We start from the raw sequence: 22864 nt of genomic DNA on the forward strand, positions 1-22864 counted from the left end.
TCAGCCCTCCCCTGCTGGCAGGTCTGCGTTGATCATCTCGGCAATCAATTGCGCCCACGGCGCTGCGACAATGCCGTAATGATCAGTGTCCAGAGGCTGCCAGCTCAGCAGGTGCGGCAACAGGTCTTGCCAGGCACGCTGCAGGTCTGCCATTTGCCAGGCGCTGCCCATGCCATATGGATTGGGACGCGTAGCAATGAACAGTCGTGCCTTGGTATCAGGCAGTTGCGCGGGCCGATGATCAGCCATGCTCGCCATGTTGTTCTGGCAGCAGACAATCAGGCTTTGCAGGTAACGTGACGCGTCTTCGCTGGCCGTGCTGGCGGCAGTGTTGAGGGCCCGCCGTGCAGAAAACTCGCGCTGGAAGACCTGCTGAATACGTTCTTCGTCGATCCGCGCCAGCTCGGTCCCGGCATCCGGCGCAGGCGGATCGATCAGGTACAACAACGGCTGCTCGCAACCGTCCGCCAGCAGGTTGCACATCGCCTGCGCCACCCACGCGCCGAACGACCAGCCGGCCAGCCGCCATGCTGTGCCGTCGGGGTGATGGGCCTGCAACGCGTCGAGATACAGCTGCGCCCGTTCGGCCAGGCTGATATTCGGCAGCTCGGGCAGGCGCAAGGTCGGGTCGGCAATTACCCACACACCCAGATCAGGGTGCAGCGCCGAGGCCAGCTCGCGATACGCCTGAACATCGCCGCCCACCGGATGGATCAGGTACAGGCGCTCGCGGTCAACCCCCGCATGCCATTGGTCAATCCTAACCGCGTCGGTCCATTGGTCTTCGACTGCAGCCGCACCGCCCTGCGCTGACTGCACCAGCGCCAGTACCTCGCGCAGGCTGACCTTGTGGCTGAACTGTGACAACTGGAATACCACACCCGTCGCGGCCTGCAATTCGTCGATCAGGTCCAGCAAGGTCAGGGAATCAGCCCCCAGCTCGTACAGCGAGTCATCCGGATCCAGAGCGCTTACGCCAAGCCATTTGCACAGGCAGCCATGCAGACGCTCCGGCAGACCGGTTTCTGCCGCAACGGCTGGCGCAGTGTCGACCAGCGTCAAGCCAGCACCGCTATGACGAGCCGGGTAAAACTGGCGTGCGGTGTTCAGATCGGTCGTCGAAATCAACAATTGCGGCAGTTGTGCAGTCATGGCGGCGTCGAATACTTGGCAGCCCTCTTGCGCCGACATGCCGACCGCGAGATGCCGCTGATGCGCTTCATCACCGATGCCGCTGGCAGCGGCCATACCGGTTTCCCTCCAGATATCCCAGTTGATACCCAGGCGCACGCAGCCATTTTCGCCATTCGGGCGGTAATGGGCGAAGCCGTCGAGCACCGCACTGGCGGCGGCGTAATCCAGATGTCCGGCACCGCCGAACAGTGCCGACATCGATGAGCAGTACAGCACAAACCCTGGCGTCATCTGTTCGATCAACGCTTCGACCGCCAGCATGCCGCGGGTCTTGCTCGCCATCGCTTCAGACAACAGGTGAGCATCGCGCTGACGAATCAGGCTGCCCGCTCCGGTCCCGGCAGCATGGATTACCCCGTCGAAGTGTCCATAACGCTCGCGCAGTTGCTCAAGCACCTTGGGCCAGCGTGCCAAATCGGCGATATCCGCCTGAACGCTATCGATACGCGCGGCATAATCGCCCAGCTCCTGCGGACATTCCCCACGGCGCGACAGCAGCACTACCCGCCGCTGGCTTGATTGCAGCAAGTGTTCGCACAACGTACGGCCGATACCGCCTGTACCGCCGAGTACCAGAAACGTGCCGTTTACCGGCAACAGATTCGAAACGACCGTTGGCAGCGCGAGCGAGCTCGGCTGCAACTGTGGCTGCCACAGATAACCGTCACGAATGGCCATGCGCCGTGGCAGCGACGTCAGTTCGGCGAGCAGCGTCGCCAGTTGCCGAGCCTGTGTGCCCCATTGCGCAGTGGGCAGATCCAGCCAGTGACAGCGTATCGGGTACTCCTGCGGGGCCACTTCGGTAATACCTGCCAGCGCCGCCAGCTCCGGACGCATGACCTGACCATTTACCGGGCACGCCTGCCAGGACAGCAGCCAGAGTCGCAAAGCGGTCTTTTGTGCGCGTTGCCCCCAGGCCTGCAAAAACGCGCTGACCGTGTCCAGACACGCCCATTGCGCGGCGGCAAGGCTTTGCTCGTTGACCACCCCGCCAACCGAGAGTGGCAAGGCATGCAGCCAGTCGAGTTCGGTCGCCGCCTGCCCACTCTGATCAAGCTCGGTGATCAGTCGGCTAAACGCTAACGGGTCCAGTGGATCAAGCTCATAAAGGTTCGGGCCAAGCTGCTGATAACCATTACCGGCCTGCACCTCGATGACGTGTCGATAAACGCCCTGCAGGCAGCCAAGCAGTGCGGCATCAACGCGCTCGTGACTGCACACCACCAGCCTGTCGCGACGTTCGCCAATCGGTTGTGTGCCCAGACGACGCACACGCTGCCACTGGCGTTGATAAAACCAGTCCGCCATCAGCTCGCGCTCAGCGGTTTGCGGCGGCTGCGGCTCGACAGCGGCGGATGGCTTGAAGCGGAAGGTCTGTAAGTCGAACGCCGACGGCGGCAAGTTCCACGGTGGCGGTGCCGAACGCGTCGCCACCTCGATACTGGCCCCTGCATACCAGGCTTCCAGCAACGCCTGCGGCGAGTGTTCACTGGCCTTCAGACGCAGGTCCGAGATCGTCACCCGTTTGATCGAAGAAGGTTGCAAACGCAGCGTTTGACCCGGCTGGCAGATCACCGCAAAGCGCCAGGGCAATGCGCGTCGCCCGTTTTGCAGGTAACGCAGCAGCGCGGTCTGTTGTTCGGGAAAGGTATTGAGCCAAGCGTCGATTGCCGCGACGTCCCGCTCCAGCGCTGTACGGCTGTGTGCCGACAGCAACAGGCACGGCGGGCATTCCTCGGCGCTGTCTGCCTGCGATGGCGGCGCGCCGACAATCACATGCGCGTTGGTGCCGCCGATACCGAAACTGCTCACCCCGGCCAGCCGCCGACGGCCTTCGGGCCATGGCCGTGAGGTGGTGGGTATGTAGAACGGTGAGTGCTGCAGGTCGATTTGCGGGTTGATCCGGGCAAAGCCCAGATTGGGCGGGATCACACCATGAAATACCGCAAGCGTCGCACGAATCAGCCCGACCACACCCGCCGCCGCGCCCAGATGACCGACCTGGCTTTTCACTGACGCCAGAGCGCAACTGGCAGCGGGCGTTGCACCGAACGCCTTGCTGAGTGCGGCCACTTCAATAGGGTCGCCCAGCAGCGTGCCTGTGCCGTGGGCCTCGATGTAGCCCATGTCAGCCCCTGTGACACCCGCCTTGCGCAGGGCCTCGCTGATCACCGCGCTCTGCCCCGCCACCGAAGGCGCGGTGTAGCTCATCTTGGCCCGGCCATCGTTGTTCAGCGCAGAGGCCTCGACCAGCGCATAGATCCGGTCGCCATCGGCCTGGGCGCGGGCCAGCGGTTTGAGCACCACCACCCCGTAGCCGCTGGCCCCGATGGTCCCGCTGGCATCGTCACTGAAAGGACGGCACAGCCCGTCACGAGAGAAAATGTGTTGCGGGCGATAACGGTAGCCATCTGTCAAAGTCGGGTCGACGAGCACCCCGGCGGCCAGCATTACATCACTGTCGCCCTGGCGCAGCATCGCCGCCGCAAGGTGCACGGCAATCAGCGAACTGCCGCACGCTGCCTGAACACTCAGCGCCGGGCCGCCGAGGTCCAAGTGGTACGCCGCCTTGGTGGCCAGAAAGTCCTTGTCGTGGTGCAGCGCCATCTGAAAGCCGTCCAGCAGATCACCCTCAGCAGTTTCGCGCAGCATTTGCTGGAAATACGTGGTTTCGCCGCAACTGGCGATCAGGCCAATGCGTGGGCCATCGGCTGTGGGCGTGATTGCAGCATGTTGCAGCGCCTGCACACAGCCCATCAACAGGTGCCGTTGTTGCGGGTCCATCAGCCGTGCTTCCTGAAGGCTGATGCCGAAGTATTCCGGGTCGAAATCCAGCATCCCCGCCAATTGACTACGCGCGCCGACCAACCCATCGGCGGCGTCGAACAGCTCGATGCCCGACTCGTTTCCCTGGACCATTGCCCAGAACTCGGCGAGGTTGCCGGCCCCCGCCACATTTACCGACATGCCGATGATTGCCATCGGTTGCTCGCCAGCTACGGAGCCTTGCGCACGCGCCACTGAAACCGATGGCGAGGCCGAAAGATGCTGCGCCAGACGGCGCACAGTGACATGTTCGAACAGCGCTGCCATCGCCACTGGTTGTGGCAGTTGTTCGTTGAAACGGGCATGCAGGCGCATCAGGCCGAGGCTGGTGGCACCGGCCTCGAAGAAGGTCTGATCAAGCTCGATATCACGGCCGATGACCGCCACGAACAACTCGCTCAGTTGCTGTTCAAGCGCGCTCAGCGGCACTTGCGCAAGTGCACTGCGACGCCGTTGCAGTGCCTCGCCCAGCGAACTCAACGCCTTTCGGTCGATCTTGCCGCTGGGCGTACGCGGCCAGGCATCGACACAGCGGTATTCGTCGATACGCACATGCGCAGGCAAGTGCAGCGTGACCTGGCGATCCAGCTGCTGCACGTCAGGCGGCGTGCCTTCGACCTGCAACCAGGCCACCAGACGTGGCGGTTGGCCGTGCATGGCCACCACCGCATTGCTCACCTGAGCGTCCTGCACCAGTGCGGCTTCGATCTGCCCCAGCTCAAGACGCTGGCCACTCACCTTGACCTGTTGGTCGTCACGGCCAAGGTAGTGCAGGCAGGCATCGGCATCAGCCCGGGCGAGGTCGCCGGTGCGATAGAACAGCATGTTGCCCTCGGGCTGCGGCAACTCGACAAACCGCGCGGCATTCAGCGCCGGGTCGGCCAGGTAGCAGCGCGAAATCATCGGCCCCGCCACCAGCAGATAACCCCGGCTGCCACCTGGTACTGGCTGGTCGTGTTCGTCCACCAGCAGCAGCCGCGCGTTGTTCACCGCCAGCCCGATGGGCGCTCGCAGAGGCCAGTCCTGAACTGCCGCTGGCAAACGCCAGGCGCTGACCACGTGGGTTTCGGTCGGCCCGTAATGATTGAACAGACGCGCCTGCGGCATGCCCCCAAACCAGCTGCGCAGTGCATCGGTGCAGAGCAGTTGCTCGCCGGCCGTGATCACCTCACGCAACGCCTGCGGGTAAACGTCCTGGCTGACCGCCGTCTGCGCCAAGTGCTGCAAGGCCACGCACGGCAGGAACAGCCGCTCGATGCGCGCCTGCTGCAGATAGCTCAACAATGCCTGGGCATCCTGCCGCCAGCGTGGGTTGATCAGGTGGTAGCAGCCACCGCCGCAAAGCGTGCTGAAAATCTCCTGAAACGACACATCGAACGACAGCATGGAAAATTGCAGGGTTACCGATCTGGCTGGCAAATGACCTTGGTTACGCTGCCAGTGCAACAGGTTGCAAAGGGTTCGGTCCGGCACCTGAACGCCTTTCGGCGTACCCGTCGAGCCGGACGTGAACAGCGTGTACAAAGGTCGCTCGCCCGCATGATGGCGACGTTCGAATGACCGTGGCGCAGCGCTCAGGTCGACCCGATGACGGGCCACCCGACCAGCATTCAATTCATCCAGTGCCGCCTCGGTGACAGTGCTGTACAGCAGGCAACACGGCTGTGCCTGCTGCATGACCTGACGCTGCACCGCCAGTGGATAACCAGGGTCCAGCGGCACGGCCGTCAGGTTGAGTCTGGCCAGCGCCAGCAAGGCCACGATGTGCTCGACCGACGCTTCGAGGTACAGCACCACTTGCAGCGGTGCGTCATACCCTTCCGGTAATGGGCATTGCTCGACCAGAGTCGCCGCCAGGGTGTCGGCCAACGCATCCAGTTCGGCGTAGCTGATACGCTGCTGATCAGCGACCAGCGCCGGGGCATCCGGTGTGCAATTGACCTGATGTTCGAACCAGTCGGCCAGGGTTCCGAACGGCGCCGCATCGCTGCCACCCTGACTGGCGGGCGGCAGGCTGAAGCGGTACGGCGTGAGCAGATCGTCAAGGATGGCCGAAGGTTTTTCCAGAAGCAGATCAAGACCCTGTTGAAACACCTGATTGACGGAAGTCATTTGTGCGGCGTCGAAATAGCTGCACTGGTATTCCCACCAGCATTCCAGTTGCGAACCGACATCGACCACTGACAAGGTCAGCGGGCATTTGGCCTGCACGGTCTCGGTGAGTTCGAACGTCGCTCGCAAGCTGGTACGGGCGAGTCTGGCGTAGTCGGTATTTTCCAGCACGAACATGAAATCGAACAACGCACTGCTCGACGACAGCCGCAGGTCTTCGACCAGATCAGCCAGGGCGACGTCCTGCAAGGCCAGCACCTCGCGCACTGTGGCAGTCTGGCGGTGCATCTGCTGGTCGAGCGTCATGCTGTTGTCGAGCACCGTCGGGATCAGCACGGTGTTGGCAAACATGCCGATTGCGTCTTCGAACTCGGTCAATGGACGGTTGGAGACCGGGCTGGCGATTCGCGGCCGTTCGCAGCCGGTCAGCGCGTACACGCTCCAGGCATAAACGCTGAACAACACTTCATAGCGGGTGACGCGTTGCTGGCTGCAAAACCGATCCAGTGCGGCACTGCGCATGGCACCCAGCGGCTGGCGGTACAGCCGTGCCTGCGGGCCTGGTTCACGAACCGCCACCAGCGGTGGAGAACATGCTGGCTGCTGGCGATGCAACCCGGCCAAGGCACGGCGCTGGTCGCGATAGCGCGGGTCGACACGCCATTGCCGTTGCCAGAGCGCAAATTCCAGCGTGCCCAGCCCAGGCAAAGGCTCCGCATTTGCCCGCCCGTGCAGCGCATCGTCGTACAGTTGCACCAGATCATCGAACAACAGGTTCATCGACCAGCCATCGATGACAATGTGGTGCAGGTTCATCAGCAAGCGACAACTGCCATCGGCAAACGGCAATAGCCAGGCCTGGCACAGGGCTGATGTCGCCAGATCGAAGGGTGTATCGAACACCAGCGTCGCGAAGCTACGCCAGGTCTGTTCGCTGAACGCCCCCACAGCAAAGGTGCGGCACAGCACGTCGCGCTCGCAAACCTCCTGATAAAGCCCGTCAGCCCCGGACACGAAGGCCGTGCGTAACCCGCTGTGTCGGGCCAGCAGGCGCTGCACGGCTTCAGCCAGCGCGGGCAATTGAATGCCTGCCGCCAGGTGCAGAATGAGCGGCACGTTGTAGGCCGTGGCTTGCGGCGTGCGTTGCTGCATCAGCCACAAGCGGCTTTGCTCGGCAGTGGCTGGCGCACGCCCGACCCTGTTGACGGGTGGCGCGGGTGGATAGGCAGACGCAGCGCCCTGTTCATCGCTCAGGCGTTCGGCCAGTGCTGCGAACGATTCGCCCAGCACCGCGCCCAGCATAATTTCGCGTCGCCAGTGCGTGCGGATTGCAGAGCGCAGGCGCATGGCCTTGAGAGAGTCGCCACCACTGCCCAGCCAGTCATCCTGGCCGTTGAGGTCGGGCTGTGCCAACAGCCTGCGGGCCTGGGTCAACAGCCAGTCCAGTGCGGGCGAGTGCTGATCGTCAGGCAGTGAGCAGGCTTGCGGTCGCCATGGTTTCAAGGGCTGCTCCAGCAGCGCACGCTGATCGATCTTGCCATTGGCAGTCAGCGGCAGACGCTCAAGCAGAAACAGCTGATGCGGGCGCATCCATACCGCCAGGTGTTCACGCAGGTGCTGGTCCAACTCGCGATAGTCCAGGCCTTCGCGTGGCACGATGAACGCCAGCAACTGATGGTCTTCGGCCGCTTGCCTGCGGGTACAGACATGCGCCTGCGCTACCCGCGGATGGTCCAGAATGCGTTGTTCGACCTCCCCCGGCTCTATACGAAAACCGCGCACCTTCACCTGTCGGTCGATGCGGCCCAGGTACTCGATCAGCCCCTCGGCATTGACCCGTACCTGATCGCCGGTGCGGTAATAAAGTGTGTCTGCAGCGTCGAGCGCGGGCAGGCGCACGAAACTGTGTTCGGTCTCTGCGGGACGGTGGCGGTAACCCCGTGCCACCCCGCTGCCACTCAGGTAAAGCTCGCCCGCCTCGCCGACAGCAACAGGTCGCTGTTGCGGGCTCAGCACACGCACGCCTGTATCCGATAAAGGCCGGCCAATTGGCACTGTATCACCGGTAAAGTCTCGGGCAATGGGATGGCACAGCGCAAAGGTGGTGCATTCAGTGGGTCCGTAGGCGTTGAAAATCCGGCAGCGGCTGTCGGGATTGGCCTGATACCAGGCGCGCACCGCAGCGGCGCTGACTTGCTCGCCGCCGATCAGTAGCTGGCGCAGGCTGGCAAAACAGCCGGGGTCATCCGCACTCAGCGTGTTGAACAGCGAAACGGTCATAAACAGGTTATCGACCTGTTGTGTTTCCAGCACTGTGGCCAGCCGCCGTGCGTCCTGCAGGTCTGCGTCGGCAATGATGACGCAGCAACCGCCATTGAGCAGCGGTGCCCACAGTTCGAAATTACAGGCGTCAAACGCCGGGTTGGACAGGCAGCCAAAACGGTCGCCTGCACGAATCTCGATGTAGCTGTCGGCCTGGGCCAGACGCAACAGGCCGCGCTCGCCCACTTCCACTGCCTTGGGGGTGCCGGTAGTGCCCGAGGTGTAGAACAGAAAACTCAGCTCGGCGAAGTCATCAGGCACAGGTTGTGGCGGCTGATCAGGGTAATCCAGCAGCGCCTCGACGCTGATGTGCCAGCCACGCAGCGCCGACACAGCATCAGAATCTTGACCCAGGGTAACCAGCCCGACACACCCGCCATCTTCCAGCATCAATTCCCGACGCCGTAGCGGGCTGGCACGATCCAATGGCACCACGACGGCCCCCACCTTCAGGGCCGCCATGATTGTCGCCACCCACTGCCAGCCACGCGGCATGCACAGGGCAAGTGGATCACCGCGCCCTGCGCCTTGTGCCAGCAACCCCCTGGCGATGCGCTCGCTGGCGCTGGCCAGTTGCGCGTAGCTCAGCCTTACGTGCTGATCGATCACCGCCAGTGCCTCGGGATTGCGTCGCACCTGCTCGGCAAAGCGCGACAGCAGAGTCGCGGGGTGCCGGACCATACCCTCCTTGTGGCTGCTCATCATTGCGCCTCCTGCGTGTCGAAACGTTGCAATTCCTGCCTGAGCGTCTGCGAGACACGATGCACCTCGGCACTTTCCAGCATGTCCCAGTGCCCGCCGTGCACCAGCCGGGCCTTGTAACCGTCACCCGCGCGGCGACGCCAGAAGCTGCGCAGCTCATGCAACTGCGCGCGGCTGAAGCCTTCACGGGCCTGAATCAGCACGACGCGCCCGGCGTGCGGCTCGCATTCGTAAGCGGCCATGGCCAGACGGTTGTGGTTGTAGAGGTGGAAATAACGCTCGACCTGCGCGTCTTCGATACCGGGGTACATGCCGTTGAAGCGCACCAGCTTGTCGCGAAATTCAGCCATGTCGACGGTGCCGATCTGTTGCCGAAACCCCGGATCATCCGAGCCCTGGGTATCGAGCAGCACCACCGTGACCTGACGATTGCCAGCAGCCGTCAGGCGCCGGGCCATTTCGTAAGCCACCAGACCGCCGAACGACAGCCCGGTGAGTATCAGCGGTTGTGACGTCAATGGCGCGATGCGCCGCAGATAGGCGTCGGCCATCGCTTCGACGCTCGGCTCGGTGCTTTCTCCAGGGTTCAACCCCGGCGATTGCACACCGTACACACCGATGCTTTCCGGCAGCTCCTTGGCCAGCGACAGGTAGCAGAACGCAGTGCCGCCCGCCGGGTGAATGCACACCACGTTGCGTTGCCCGGCACCGCGGCGGAATTCGATCAGGTTGCCCTGCGCCGAAGTCAGGCTGGCCCCGGTACGCAGCCAACCGCCCAGCGCCTCGATGGTCGGATGGCCGATGATCACACGCACCGGCACTTCGACGGCGAAGACCCGGCCGATCTCGTAGGCCATCTTGATCGCCGCAATCGAGGTGCCGCCGACGTTGAAGAAGTTGTCGCGAATGCCAATCTGCGGCACCAGCAGCAGGTCTTTCCAGATCTGATACAGCGCCAGCTCGATATGGTCCCTGGGGCTGCCGAGGTTGACCTGCCGTTCGGCCAGGTCCTGATCGGCCAGTGTCGCGAGAGCCACACGGTCGACCTTGCCATTGACCGTCAACGGCAAGGCGTCCAGCCACAGATAAGTGCTGGGCATGACGGCGCTGGACAGGGTCGTCGCCAAGTGGGCCCGCAGCGCGGACTCGTCCACTGCGCCGTCGGCGACACAGCACGCCACCAGACGCTGGTTCTGCGCGGTATCGCCAACGATCAGTGCCACACTGCTACGGATGCCGGGAAACAAGTCGAGCCGCGCTTCGATTTCACTCAACTCCAGGCGGATGCCGCGCAGCTTGACCTGAAAGTCGTTACGACCGAGAAACTCCAGCTGACCGTCCGGGCGATAGCGCGCCAGATCACCACTGCGGTAAAGCCGGTCGCCAGCAACAAACGGGTTGTCGATAAACCGCTCGGCAGTGAGTTCGGCCAATCCCATATAGCCCCGCGCAACACCGACGCCGCCAATGTGCAACTGACCGGTAACACCGGCTGGAACTGGCGCATTGCGCTCGTCGAGCACATAAAAACGGGTGTTGGCGATAGGTCGGCCGATGGCCAGTTGGCGCGGCGGAACCTCTGCGCCAGGCTGCAGCGTCCAGACACTGCTGATCACTGTGGTTTCGGTCGGGCCATAGACATTGTGCAAGCGGGCATGCGGCAGACGCTTCTGAAACAGTCTGGCCACTGCGGGCGACAGCTCCCCGCCGCCACTGAACACATCCTTCAGGGAGTGACAGGCGCTGACCTCTTCGACCTCCAGAAACAGTTGCAACATGGCCGGCACGAACACCATCGCGGTGACGCTTTGTTCGCGTACCACCTGCGCTAGGTAACCGGGCTCGAAATGCCCGCCGGGACGGGCGATGACCAGCCTGCCCCCGGTAAGCAACGGCCAGAAGATCTCCCAGGCCGAAGCGTCGAAACCGAATGGAATCTTGTGCAGCATGCTCCCGCGTTCGCCGCAGAACTGCTGACACCAGAGCAGCAGGTTGCTCAGCCCGCGATGCGTGACCATCGCCCCCTTGGGCAGCCCCGTGGTGCCGGAGGTGTACAGCACGTACGCCAGATGGTCGGCGTTGACCCTGACACGCTGCGGGTCTGGATTGTCTGGCGAGCATTGAGCCCAGAGCACGGCATCAGCCTGCACATCGAGGATCGGCACCTCGCAGTCTGCACCTTGCAGGGCCTCGCGGAGAATCTTGCGCGTCGGCCCGAGAGCAAGCAACACCACCGGGCAAGTGTCGTCGATAATATGACGCAAGCGTCCTGATGGATAATCCGGGTCCAGCGGCACGTAGGCGCCACCGGCCTTGAGCACCGCCAATAAAGCCACCGGCAGTTCCAGCGAGCGCTCGATACAGACGGCTACGCGCACGTCCGGGCCGACGCCGAGGGTGAGCAAGTGCTGCGCCAGTCGGTTGGCCTGGCTGTTGAGCTGGCTGTAACTCAGTGACTGACCTTCGAAAATGACCGCGCACTCATCTTCGCGACGCGCTACCTGAGCTTCGATCAGGCGATGCACGCAATCGACACTCTGCGTCAGCGCTGCCGGGCTGTTCCAGTCGTGCAGAATCTGTTCACGTTCGGCTTCTGTGATCAGCGTCAGTGCGCCGACCGGCTGTTTCGGGTCCAGCGCAACCTGCTCCAGCAGGTGTCGATAATGCCCGCTCAGGCGCTCGATGCTGGCCTGATCAAACAGGTCGGTGTTGTACTCCACCAACAGGTTCAGCGCACCGTCGCGCTCGACCCATTCGAAGGCCAGATCAAACTTGGCCGTGGCACTGCCGGTGCCATATGGCGTCATGCTAAGCCCCGGCATCTGCACAGCGGTACCCGGGGTGTTCTGTAGCACCATCATCACCTGAAACAACGGCGAATAACCGGTATCACGCTGTGGGTTGACGGCCTCGACCACCCGGTCGAAAGGCACATCCTGATGGGCGTGGACATCCAGCAGCGTGGCACGTACCTCGCGCAACAGTTCAGCAAAGGTCTGCTGCGCATCGAGACGCTGGCGAATCACCTGGGTGTTGACGAAATGGCCGATCAGAGGCTCGATTTCAGGACGGCTGCGGTTGGCAAACGGCGTACCGATGCACAGGTCCCGCTGACCGCTGTGGCGCCACAGCAGCACGGAAAGCGCGCCGATCAACACGTTGAACAGCGTGCCCTGGGTTTGTCTGGCCAGTGCATTAAGACCGCGCAAGGTGCTGCCATCGACTGTCGAGCTGAAGGTCGCCCCAGCGTAACGCTGCACGGTCGGGCGTGGTCGGTCGGCAGGCATGTCGAGCAGCGGCGGCGCGTCGGCCAGCGTGCGCTGCCAGAAAGCCAATTGCCCCGCCAGCGCCTCGCCGCTCAGACGCTGTTGCTGCCAGCAGGCGTAGTCGGCGTACTGCACCGCCAGCGGTGCCAGACTGGACGCCTGACCGCGCAAAAAATCTCCATACAAGGTGGTCACTTCATGAAGGATCACACCCATCGACCAGCCATCGGCAATGATGTGGTGCACGCTGTACAGCCACAGATATTCGTCATCGGCCAGCCGCAGCAGCGAAGCCCGCAACAGCGGGCCGCAGGCCAGGTCGAATGGCGCTTTGGCCTCCCGATCGACAGCCATTCCGACCTGCACTTCACGCGCCTCTGGCGACAGGTCACGCAGGTCGACCTTCGGCATCGCCAGCGCCATCACCGGGTGCACGATCTGCCGTGGCTCACCGTCCACACTGGCAAACGTGGTGCGCAGCATTTCGTGGCGCATGATCAATTCGTTCAGCGCCTTTTCCAGCACCGGCACATCCAGCGTGCCCTTCAGCAAGATCGCAGTGGGCACGTTATAGAACGCATTGCCCGGTTCCATCTGGTCGAGAAACCACAGCTGGCGTTGCGAAAAGGACAGCGGCAGCGCCGTTAGCCCGACAGCACGACGGGGGATCGCCGCCGAGTCGGTGCCGCTCAGCAAAGCGATCAGCTCTGCCTTGTGTTGCTTGAGTGCCTGCAACATCTCGTCATTGAGAAACCCGCGCGGAGCCTTGCAACGCAGTTTTTCGCCGTCCACTTCAAGCACCACGGCATGACGACCGAACAACTCCAGCAATTGATAGGCATTCATATCTCTATCTCCTCCATGTCGCTGGCGTCGTCCGTTTGATCCGCAGCAGAAGCGAACGCCTCGATCTGCGTGCGGCGATGTTCATCAGCAGTGCGCAGGCCGCCCACCATCGAGTAGATCAACTGATGATTCGGTCCCAAGTCGAACAACGCCGACAATTGCTGCTCTTCGAGCGAGCCCATGCCGCACAGGCCAAGGCCCTGCTCCACCGCAGTCATGGTCAGCAATTGCGCCATGCCTCCGGCTTCGATATGGCAGAAGTCGCGACTGCGCTCGCCATACAGAGGCCGGATTGCGGCCATGTCGGCGATGAAGAACAGCGAGAACGCAGCGTTTTCGAACACCGGACGATTGACGAAGTAGTCGTAGGTGTCCGGGTCCAGCACGTCACTGTCCAGCCTCAGCAGGCGGTGCTGAACCGGGTCGTAGTAATAGGCACCCGCTGCGACATCGGTTACCCGCTGCGGCTTGACGTACAGGTAGCTCTGAATCGGGTACAGGCCGCCTGCGGACGGAAACTGGTACTTGATCTCTCCATCCAGTTGCCCCTGGGCCAGGCTGGCCAGCAAGCCGGCGAACGCCTCGGTCGGGATCGGCTGCGCAGCGAACTGACGTACCGAGCGGTAATCGCTGAAGCGCCGCACCAACGCCGGGTCATCCGGGCGCGCAAGGTCCAGCGCCGGAACCTGCGCGGTGAAGGTCCGACGCCCACGCTGATCGGCCTTGAAGCGCGCCCGCTGCTGCGGATCTTCAATCACCTGCTCGGGCGAAGCTGCCCGTTGTCGGATGCTGTCGACCACGCTGCCATCGGCCAGAGTCTGGCGGTACATGCCGAGCAGATTGAGCAGGGTCGGCTGCGCCAGCAGTTGCGCAACATTGGGGCGGAACTGCAGTTCGCCGGACAGCGCATTGCTGATCCTGACAATGTCGATCGAGGTTGCGCCCAGGTTCAGCAGATTGGCGTCGGCAGCAATCGAAGGACGCTTGAGCACGCCCTGCACAATCGTCACCAGTTGTTGCTCCTGCGGCCCTTCGACTTCAAGCGCGGGACCTGACGCCTGAGCCTGAGTCGGTTCCGGCAGGCGTTTCTTATCGACCTTGCCGTTGGCCGACAGCGGCCATTCCTGCACGAAGGTAAACGAGCTCGGCACCATGTAGGCGGGCAACTTGTCTGCCAGGTACTGGGCAAAATCACTGGCCTGCAACGAGGGATCGGCCTTGAGTACGTAGCCCGCAAGACGCTTCTCGCCCAGCGCTTCGCCCAGCACCCGCACCACAGCGCTTTGCACGCCGGGATGGCGATTGAGCGCAGCTTCGATCTCGCCCAGCTCGATACGATGCCCCTGAACCTTGACCTGGGTGTCTTCGCGACCGAGAAACTCGATATTGCCATCGGGCAACCAACGGCCCAGATCGCCAGTGCGATACAAACGCTCGCCGGTCAGCGGGTGAGCGAAGAAGCTCCCGGCACTCAGGGTTTCATCGCGCCAATAGCCCTTTGCCAGACCGATACCGCCGATATACAACTGACCGGCCACCCACGTCGGGCGAACCTGCAACGCATCATCCAGCACATAGAAGCGCTGGTGATCCAGAGGTTTGCCGTAGGGAATGCTGCGCCAGTGGGGATCGACCTGTTGCAGCGGATACAGTATCGACCAGATGGACGCCTCGGTCGCCCCGCCCAGGCTGATCAGCTGCAACGTCGGCTGCAACGCCCAGGCGCGTTCGGGTAGCGTCAAGGGAATCCAGTCGCCCGACAGCATCGCTACCCGCAGGCTCGACGGCAATGCACTGCGCTCGCCTTCGGCATACTCCAGCAACATGCCGAACAAGGCTGGCACCGAATTCCACAGGCTGACCTGATGCCGCTCGATCAGCGCCAGCCAGTGCGCCGGGTCGAGCGCCTGCTGCGGTTCGAGCAACACCACCGCAGCGCCCGCGGCCAGCGTGCCGAAGAAGTCATAGACCGACAGATCGAAACTCAGCGAAGAAATCGCCAGCACCCGGTCCGTGGTACCGACGGCAAAGCGCCGGTTGATGTCGAGCAACGTGTTGACCGCGCCGCGATGATCGATGACCACGCCCTTGGGCATGCCGGTCGAGCCCGAGGTGTAGATCACATAGGCCAGGTCGTCTGGCGTGAGCTCTATAGCGTGCAATTCAGGCTGATCGGGAATGGCATCGCCGGAAATGACCGGGTCGGTCACGCTGATGACCTTGATCTGCTCGGGCCATTCGATGCGTTGCAACAGTGCGGGCTGAGTCAGGGCCAGACTCGCTTCGGCACGCTGCAAAATGTGCTCCAGGCGCTCGGTTGGCAGCGCCGGGTCGAGCGGCAGGTAGGCACCGCCTGCGTACTGGATCGCCAGGGTTGCGACGACCTGTTCCCAGCCACGCTCCATGACCACCGCGACCAGCCTGTTGGGCACCACGCCCATACGCTGAAGCCGCGCCGCCAGCTGCCGCGCTTCGGCTCGCAGCTGTCGATAACTCAACTGGCGCTGCGTGCCGATCACCGCCAGCGCGTCCGGGGCAGCAAGCGCCTGACGGTCGAACAATTCGTGCATCAGCGCCGAGTCGACAGGACTGGCATCGGGCACAGGCAAGCGTGCCAGCGGTATCAGCTGCGCGGTGTTGGCGCTCCAGGCATCCGGCGCCAGCAGACGGTCCAGCAGCGCGTTGTAGGCGACGAACATCTGCTCGATCATGCCCACCGGAAACAATTCGTCGATGCTGTCCCAGTTGAACAGCAGGCGCCCTTCCAGCTCCAGCAACGTGTGGTCCAGCCACACCTGCGGGGTCTGGGTGATGCTGTGCATGTGCTCGGCGTTCAGGGCGTCGGCCAGATTGAATTCAGCCAGTTCCGGCGCGGCCTCCGACAGCGTGCTGTTGAAGACAACCGGCATGGCGGTCTGCTGCACACCACGGGCCTGGGACAGCTCTCGCAGTACCCGGACCCCACTGACCACTGAATGGTCGATGTCTTGCCACAACCTGGCCTGCACGGCGCGCGCCTTGTCAGTGAAGCTCGCTGCCGCTTCAAGGCTGACTTCGAGCAAGATCAGCGAGGTGAAGTCGCCGATGATGTCATCGACATCAGCGTGCAAGGGCATGCGGTTGAACAACGGCAGACTCAAGGTGAAGCGCGGCTGCCGACTCCATAGAGCCAGCACTTCACTGAACGCGGTCAGCAGCATCACCGACGGCGTCACGGCAAATTGTCGGGCCAGTTCCTTGAGTCGCGACCACTGCTGCACCGACAGTTCGCGGTCGCGGCGGGTAAAGTGCGGCTGGCTGATGCTTTCCGGCTGACACACCAGCGGCAGGTCCGGTGCGGGTGCCAGCGTGGCAACCTTCTCGCGCCAGTAGCCCAGCGCCTGTTCGTAGCGGCGGTCACTGCGCAGGCGCTGTTCGGCCAGCACGTAGTCGCGAAAGGTCAAACCCGGCTCAGGCAGTTGCAACTGCGGGTCGGCATAAAATGCCATCAGTTCGCGAGCCAGAATCTGCGTGCTCGCCGCGTCGACGATCAGGGCATCAAGGCTGATGTGCAGATGACTGATGCTGTCATCGAGCAACGACAGACTGAACTCGAACAGCGGCCAGCAACTGGCGTCCAGCACCTGATGGGACTGACGTTCGCGAGTGTCTTGCAGGGCCTGCTGCGCAGCGGCGACGGGCAAGCCGCGCAGATCACTGCGTGGCATCCGATACGTCGGCACGTCTTCCAAAACCTGCTGTGTGCCGTCGCTGCGAAACACCACGCGCAGCATGTCATGCCGCTGGATCATGCGGTTCAGCGCCTGCTCGAAACGTGGCACGTCGAGGCCGGGAATGCGCAGTTCTTCGTAGCCGTGGGCACTGACACCGCCGAGGCTGACCGAAGACTCGCGGCCAAACCAGTACGCTTGCTGGATATCGGTCAATGGAAAGGGGGCGTAACGTGCACCGCGATCAGCTTCGATGGGGGTAAACGGCGTTTCAACCGAATGACCTTCGCCACGCCCGAGCCGTACCTGCTCTGCCAGATCCACCAACACAGGCGTCTTGAACAGGCTGCTCAGGGACAACTGCGCGCCCATGCGCTGGTTGATCATGTAGACCATCCGCGTGGCCAGCAGCGAATGCCCGCCCAGGTCGAAAAAGTTATCGTGGAGGCCGACCTGCGCGCATTTGAGCACCTCGGCCCAGATCTGCGCCATCTGCCGCTCGGTCTCATCACGCGGGGCCACGTAAGTGCTTGCGTTCTGGCGCTCTGGCGCAGGCAGGGCTGGACGGTCAAGCTTGCCGTTGCGGGTCAGTGGCAGTTGCGCCAGAGAAACCCAGGCGGTCGGGACCATGTGTTCCGGCAGGTGGCGCTGCAGCCCGGCGCGCAGGGTTTCAGCGCTTGCCGGGCCCACCACGTAAGCCACCAGACGCTTGTCGCCCGGCACGTCCTCGCGCAGCAGCACGACCGCTTCCTGCACGCCCGGCTGTTGTTGCAGAAGGCTGTCGATCTCGCCGAGTTCGACGCGAAAGCCGCGCAGCTTGACCTGCTGGTCGATCCGCCCCAGATACTGCACGTTGCCGTCGGCGTGAAACCGCGCCAGGTCACCGCTGCGGTACATGCGCGCGCCGGGCTGCGGATCGAACGGGTTCGGCAGGAAGCGTTCGGCGCTCAGCGCCGAACGATTCAGGTAGCCACGGGCCAGACAGGTGCCCGCGATGTATAACTCTCCGGCCACACCGACCGGCACCGGGTTCAAGTCGCCGTCCAGCACGTACAGACGCGCATTGGCGATGGGCCGGCCAATCGGTGGCGCGTCCGGCCACTGTCCGGCTTCGTCACAGTTCAGACTGAACTGGCTGACCACATGGGTTTCGGTCGGGCCGTACTGATTGTGCAACTGTGCGCCGCCAAGGCCGCAAACAAAGGCACGCAGTTCATCATTGATCAGCAACGCCTCGCCGGCCGTGACGATTTCACAGCCATCCGCCGGACGCGCGGCATCGGACTCGCTGAGACCGGCCAGTTGCTGGAGCACGGCAAAGGGTAGAAACGCCCGTTGTACGCCTTCGGCCACCAGCGTCGGGCGCAGTGAAGCGAGGTCCTTGCGAGCAGTTTCGCTCATCAGCACCAGGCTGCCGCCCTGACACAAGGTGCTGCAGATTTCCTGAAAGGACACGTCGAAGTTCAAAGAGGCGAATTGCAACACCCGTTGCGAAACAGGTGCCTGTTCCAGTTGCCAGGCGATCAGATTGTCCAGCGCGGCACGGCTGTGCGCTACGCCCTTGGGCCGCCCGGTCGAGCCGGAGGTGTAGAGCACATAAGCCAGATTGCCGGAGCTGACGGGCACGTGTGGATTGCAATCCGAACACTGCGCCCACTGCTGCGCATCCACGTCCAGGCAGTAGATCGACAGCGTGTCGCGCAGCGGCGGCAGGTCTGCGCGCAGGGAGGCCTGAGTCAGCAGCAGGGTCGGTGCGGCGTCACCGAACATGAACGCCAGCCGCTCGGCCGGGTACGCGGGATCGAACGGCACGTAAGCGGCACCGGCCTTGAGAATGGCCAGCAAACCGATAACCATCTGCGGCGAGCGCTCCAGACACAAACCCACACGTTGCTCGGGCTTTACACCCTGCTGGATCAGGTAATGTGCCAGCCGGTTGGCAGACTGATTCAGCTCGGCATAGGTCAACGCTTGCTCATCGGCAAGCAACGCCACGGCATTGGGCACGCGCTGCACGATAGCCTCGAAGCGCGTTACACAATCGGGCTGCCGCGAGGTGTCGCGTTCAGTGCGGTTCCAGTCATGCACAATCTGGCGATGTTGCTCGGTGTTCAGCAAGGCGACCGTCGCAAGGGGCTGCTTACTGTCCTCGACCATCTGCGTCAGGATGCGACGCAGGTACTCGCCCATCTGCACCACGGTCTCGGGTTCATACAGGCCCGAAGCATATTCCAGACCGCCGACTATTTGCCCGTCACGCTCGCTGAGCGCCAGTTGCAGGTCGAATTTGGCCACTGGCTGACTGCTTTGCAGCACGCTAACGTCAAGCCCCGACAACGTCAGATCCGAATCCTGATGCTGCTCCCAGGCGAACAGCACCTGAAAGACCGGGCTGTAAGCCAGGCTGCGCGGCGGGTTGAGCACTTCCACCACCTGATCGAACGGCAAGTCCTGATGTTCCTGAGCTGCAAGCGCGACCTGGCGCGCCTGTTGCAGCCAGCTTGCCACTGTCGGGCTTGCGGAGCGGGTCATGCGCAAGGCCAGGGTGTTGACGAAGAAACCGATCAAGCCCTCCAGCTCTTGCTGGCTGCGGTTCGCCGAAGGCACACCGATAACCACATCGTCCTGCCCCGACAGGCGCATCAACAACAGCGACCAGGCGGCCAGCAGGTTCATGAACAGCGTGGTGCCTTGTTGCGTTGCCAACGCGCGCAGGCGTGCGGTCAGCGCGCGGTCAAACATCAGCGGCACGAAGCCGCCACGGTAATTCTGGACCGCTGGACGTTTGTGATCGGTAGGCAACTCCAGCAGTACCGGTGCACCGCTCAACGTTTCACGCCAGTAACGTCGCTGCGCTTCCAGCACTTCTCCAGACAACCACTGGCGTTGCCAGACTGCGTAATCCACGTACTGGATCGACAGGGGCGGCAATGGGTCGGCCTGTTTGTGGAGGGCTGCTTCGTACAACACCCCCAGCTCACGCGTCAGCACGCCCATCGACCAGCCATCCGAAATGATGTGGTGCTGGGTCAGCAGGAGCACGTGATCGTCTTCGGCCAGCTTCACCAGGCTGACGCGCATCAGCGGCCCGACCGCCAGGTCGAACGGCCTGCTGCCCTCCTCGCCCATCAGCTCAAGCAGACGCGCCTGGGCATCAGGCTCGCCATGCAGGTCGATGATCGGCAATGCAGCAATCGTCCCCGTCGCAGCAACCCGCTGCCGCCCCTCACCCTCGACGGCGATGAACGTGGTACGCAACGCCTCATGGCGGGCCACCAGCCGGTTGAAACTGCTTTGCAGTGCGGCCACCTGCAACGGTCCGCGCAGGCGCAGATTCAACGGCATGTGATAGGCCGCGTTGCCACCCTCCATCTGCGCCAGAAACCACAGCCGCTGTTGAGCAGACGACAACGCGTGTGCGCCGCAACGCTCTATGACTGTGATGGGCGGACGAGCGCTGCCCGAGGCGCTGCTCAGCTGCTCAGCAAACTGCTGCAGCACGGGGGCGGCAAACAGCGCAGACGGCGACACGTCCAGACGCAATGTCTGCCGAACCTTGGCCAGCACGCGCATCACCAGCAGCGAGTGGCCGCCAAGCGCAAAAAAGTGATCCTGACGACCGACCCGCTCCACGCCCAGCACCTCGGCCCAGATCGCCGCGAGTGTCGTTTCCAGCGGGCCCTGAGCCGCCTCGAACGCGTGTTGATCGAACGCATCGGCACCCGGTTCCGGCAATGCACTACGGTCCAGCTTGCCGTTGGCGGTCAGCGGCAGCGCGTCCATGCGCACAAACGCTGCGGGGATCATGTAGTCCGGCAGGCTGAGTTGCAGGTGCTGGCGAAGGCTTTTCGGCGTCAGCCCTGCATCAGCCTGTTCGCGAAAGTAGGCGACCAGCCTGGGCACACCGACGCTGTCCTCACGCAGCACCACCAGGTTGTCACGCACGCCGGTAACTTCGGCCAGACGCGCCTCGATTTCACCCAGCTCCAGACGCAGACCACGCAGCTTGGCCTGCGAGTCATTGCGCCCGAGAAATTCCAGGTTGCCGTCTGCGCGATAACGCGCCAGGTCGCCGGTGCGGTACAAGCGCTCACCGGCCACGAACGGGCTGTCGACAAAGCGCTCAAGGGTCAGTTGCGGCAAGTTCAGATAGCCGCGTGCGACACCTGCGCCGCCGATATATAGCTCCCCCGTAACACCTGGAGCAACCTGTTCGGCAAACGCATCGAGCAGGTAAATCCGCGTATTGGCCAACGCCCGCCCGATGGGCAGCACCGCATCAACGTGGCTGTTGCTATCGAACTCAAAACAGGTGCTGTCGATACTTGCTTCAGTGACCCCGTAGGCCTGAACAATCTGCACGCGCTCGCCACACAGCCTGCGCAGTTGCCGCGCGCTATGGGCAGTCCAGATGTCCGATCCGCAGACCACCGTGCTCATGAAAGACAGGTCGTGCCCCGTCTCTTGCGCCCAGACCAGCAACGGGTTGAGCACCGCAGGCACGAAGTCCGCAAAATCGATGCGCGCCTCGCTCAACAAGCGATACAGCGCGGGCGGGTCCATCAGCGTGTCGCGCGGGCACAGAACAAGCGTGCCGCCAAAGCCCAGTGCGCGAATCAGATCGGCGCTGAACACATCGAAGGAAAACCCGGCCATTTGCAGGTGATTGAGGGGTTTGTGCAGTACGTATAGCCGCTCCCATGCAGCGCTCACCGCCATCAGCCCGCGATGCTCGACCATCACGCCCTTGGGTGTGCCGGTCGAGCCCGAGGTGTAGATCACATAAGCCAGATGACGCGACGTGAGCCCGACCGCATGCAGGTCCGGATTGTCTACCGGTTGCGCTGCCCACAGCCGGGTATCGGCCAGATCAAGCAGCGGCGCTGATGCCGCACCACCCTCAAGCGCTGCCAACAACGCCGGACGCGCAGCTGCATGGCTCAGTAGCACGCGCGGTGCACTGTCCGCCAGCATGTGTGCCAGACGCGCTTTTGGGTAAGCGGGGTCGAGCGGTACATAAGCGCCGCCCGCCTTGAGTATCGCAAGCACGCCGACCAGCATGTCCAGCGAGCGCTCCAGGCACACACCGACGCGCACATCCGGTCCGACGCCGAGGCTGCGCAGGTAATGGGCCAGACGGTTGGCCTGGATATTGAGCGTCGCGTAGTCAAGCGCGTCCTGTTCAAAGCGCGCGGCTATGGCGTCGGGTTTGCGCCGCACCTGAGCCTCGAACAGGCCGTGTACACACCGGTTTTCGGCAAAGGGTTGCTCTGTATCAGGATAAGCGAAGCCCGTCCCGCGCGAGGAAGATTTGTCGACCATCAGGAACCACCGTCCGTGAGCAGATTATTTTTATGAACGGACAGAGGCACAGAGCGTCCCGCCCGTCAGGCACGGCATAGGAAATGCCGGATGTACCTTGAGACTCAGGGAGAAGGTGCGGCGCGTGCTCTTGCGCTCACGTCATGACCAGACATGGAAGCGCTTGGGGGGATCGCAGAGAAATGACGGGCGAACGCGGCAAGGCGCGACTCGCATACAGAAAGGGGGGTGGCTGGCTCGTTGACGAGACTGATCGCTCTGCCCTTGGAACTGACGTTTGCATACCGCGTGACCAATTGAAACCTCATCTTCCGTTTGAGGGTCAACGACGGGGAACGGCCTGCGCCGGGTGTCAGCGCCAGGGTGGACCCGATCGGCTGCGACTGCGGGGTTGTAGACCCATGGCAATCATTGACGCTGGGTTTTTGGCCCTGAGCGCCCGGGATAATAACCATGATTTTTGGCAGTGAGGCAAACAAAAAGTTACAAACCCCCAAAGTGTCCGTCAAACGGCACTGCTGCGCGAACCAGACATCTGTTTAAAACCCAGCGTGCGGTTAAGAC

3 protein-coding genes are annotated in these 22864 nt (G+C 63.0%); all 3 read right to left on the minus strand.

Annotation, left to right across the window (positions count from 1 at the left end):
• From RYA97_RS19900 to RYA97_RS19910, 3 genes are read right to left on the minus strand one after another with little or no spacing between them, the layout of a single operon-like run.
• Positions 1-9156: a non-ribosomal peptide synthetase gene (locus RYA97_RS19900; protein ID WP_198673259.1), complete on the minus strand. Its 9156-nt coding sequence runs from the start codon at positions 9154-9156 to the stop codon at positions 1-3.
• Positions 9156-13268 carry an amino acid adenylation domain-containing protein gene (locus RYA97_RS19905; protein ID WP_316892975.1) on the minus strand — a complete coding sequence of 1371 codons (4113 nt, stop codon included), beginning with the start codon at positions 13266-13268 and terminating at the stop codon, positions 9156-9158. The genes RYA97_RS19900 and RYA97_RS19905 overlap by 1 nt, the downstream gene beginning before the upstream one ends.
• Positions 13265-22300 (minus strand): non-ribosomal peptide synthetase, encoded by a 9036-nt coding sequence (locus RYA97_RS19910; RefSeq protein WP_316892977.1) that lies wholly within the window; start codon positions 22298-22300, stop codon positions 13265-13267. Before RYA97_RS19910 ends, RYA97_RS19905 begins: the two co-directional genes overlap by 4 nt.
• Between the last annotated feature and the right edge of the window lie 564 nt (positions 22301-22864).

This window comes from Pseudomonas syringae group sp. 26L6 (assembly GCF_032587815.1).
GTDB classification, from domain to species: domain Bacteria; phylum Pseudomonadota; class Gammaproteobacteria; order Pseudomonadales; family Pseudomonadaceae; genus Aquipseudomonas; species Aquipseudomonas amygdali.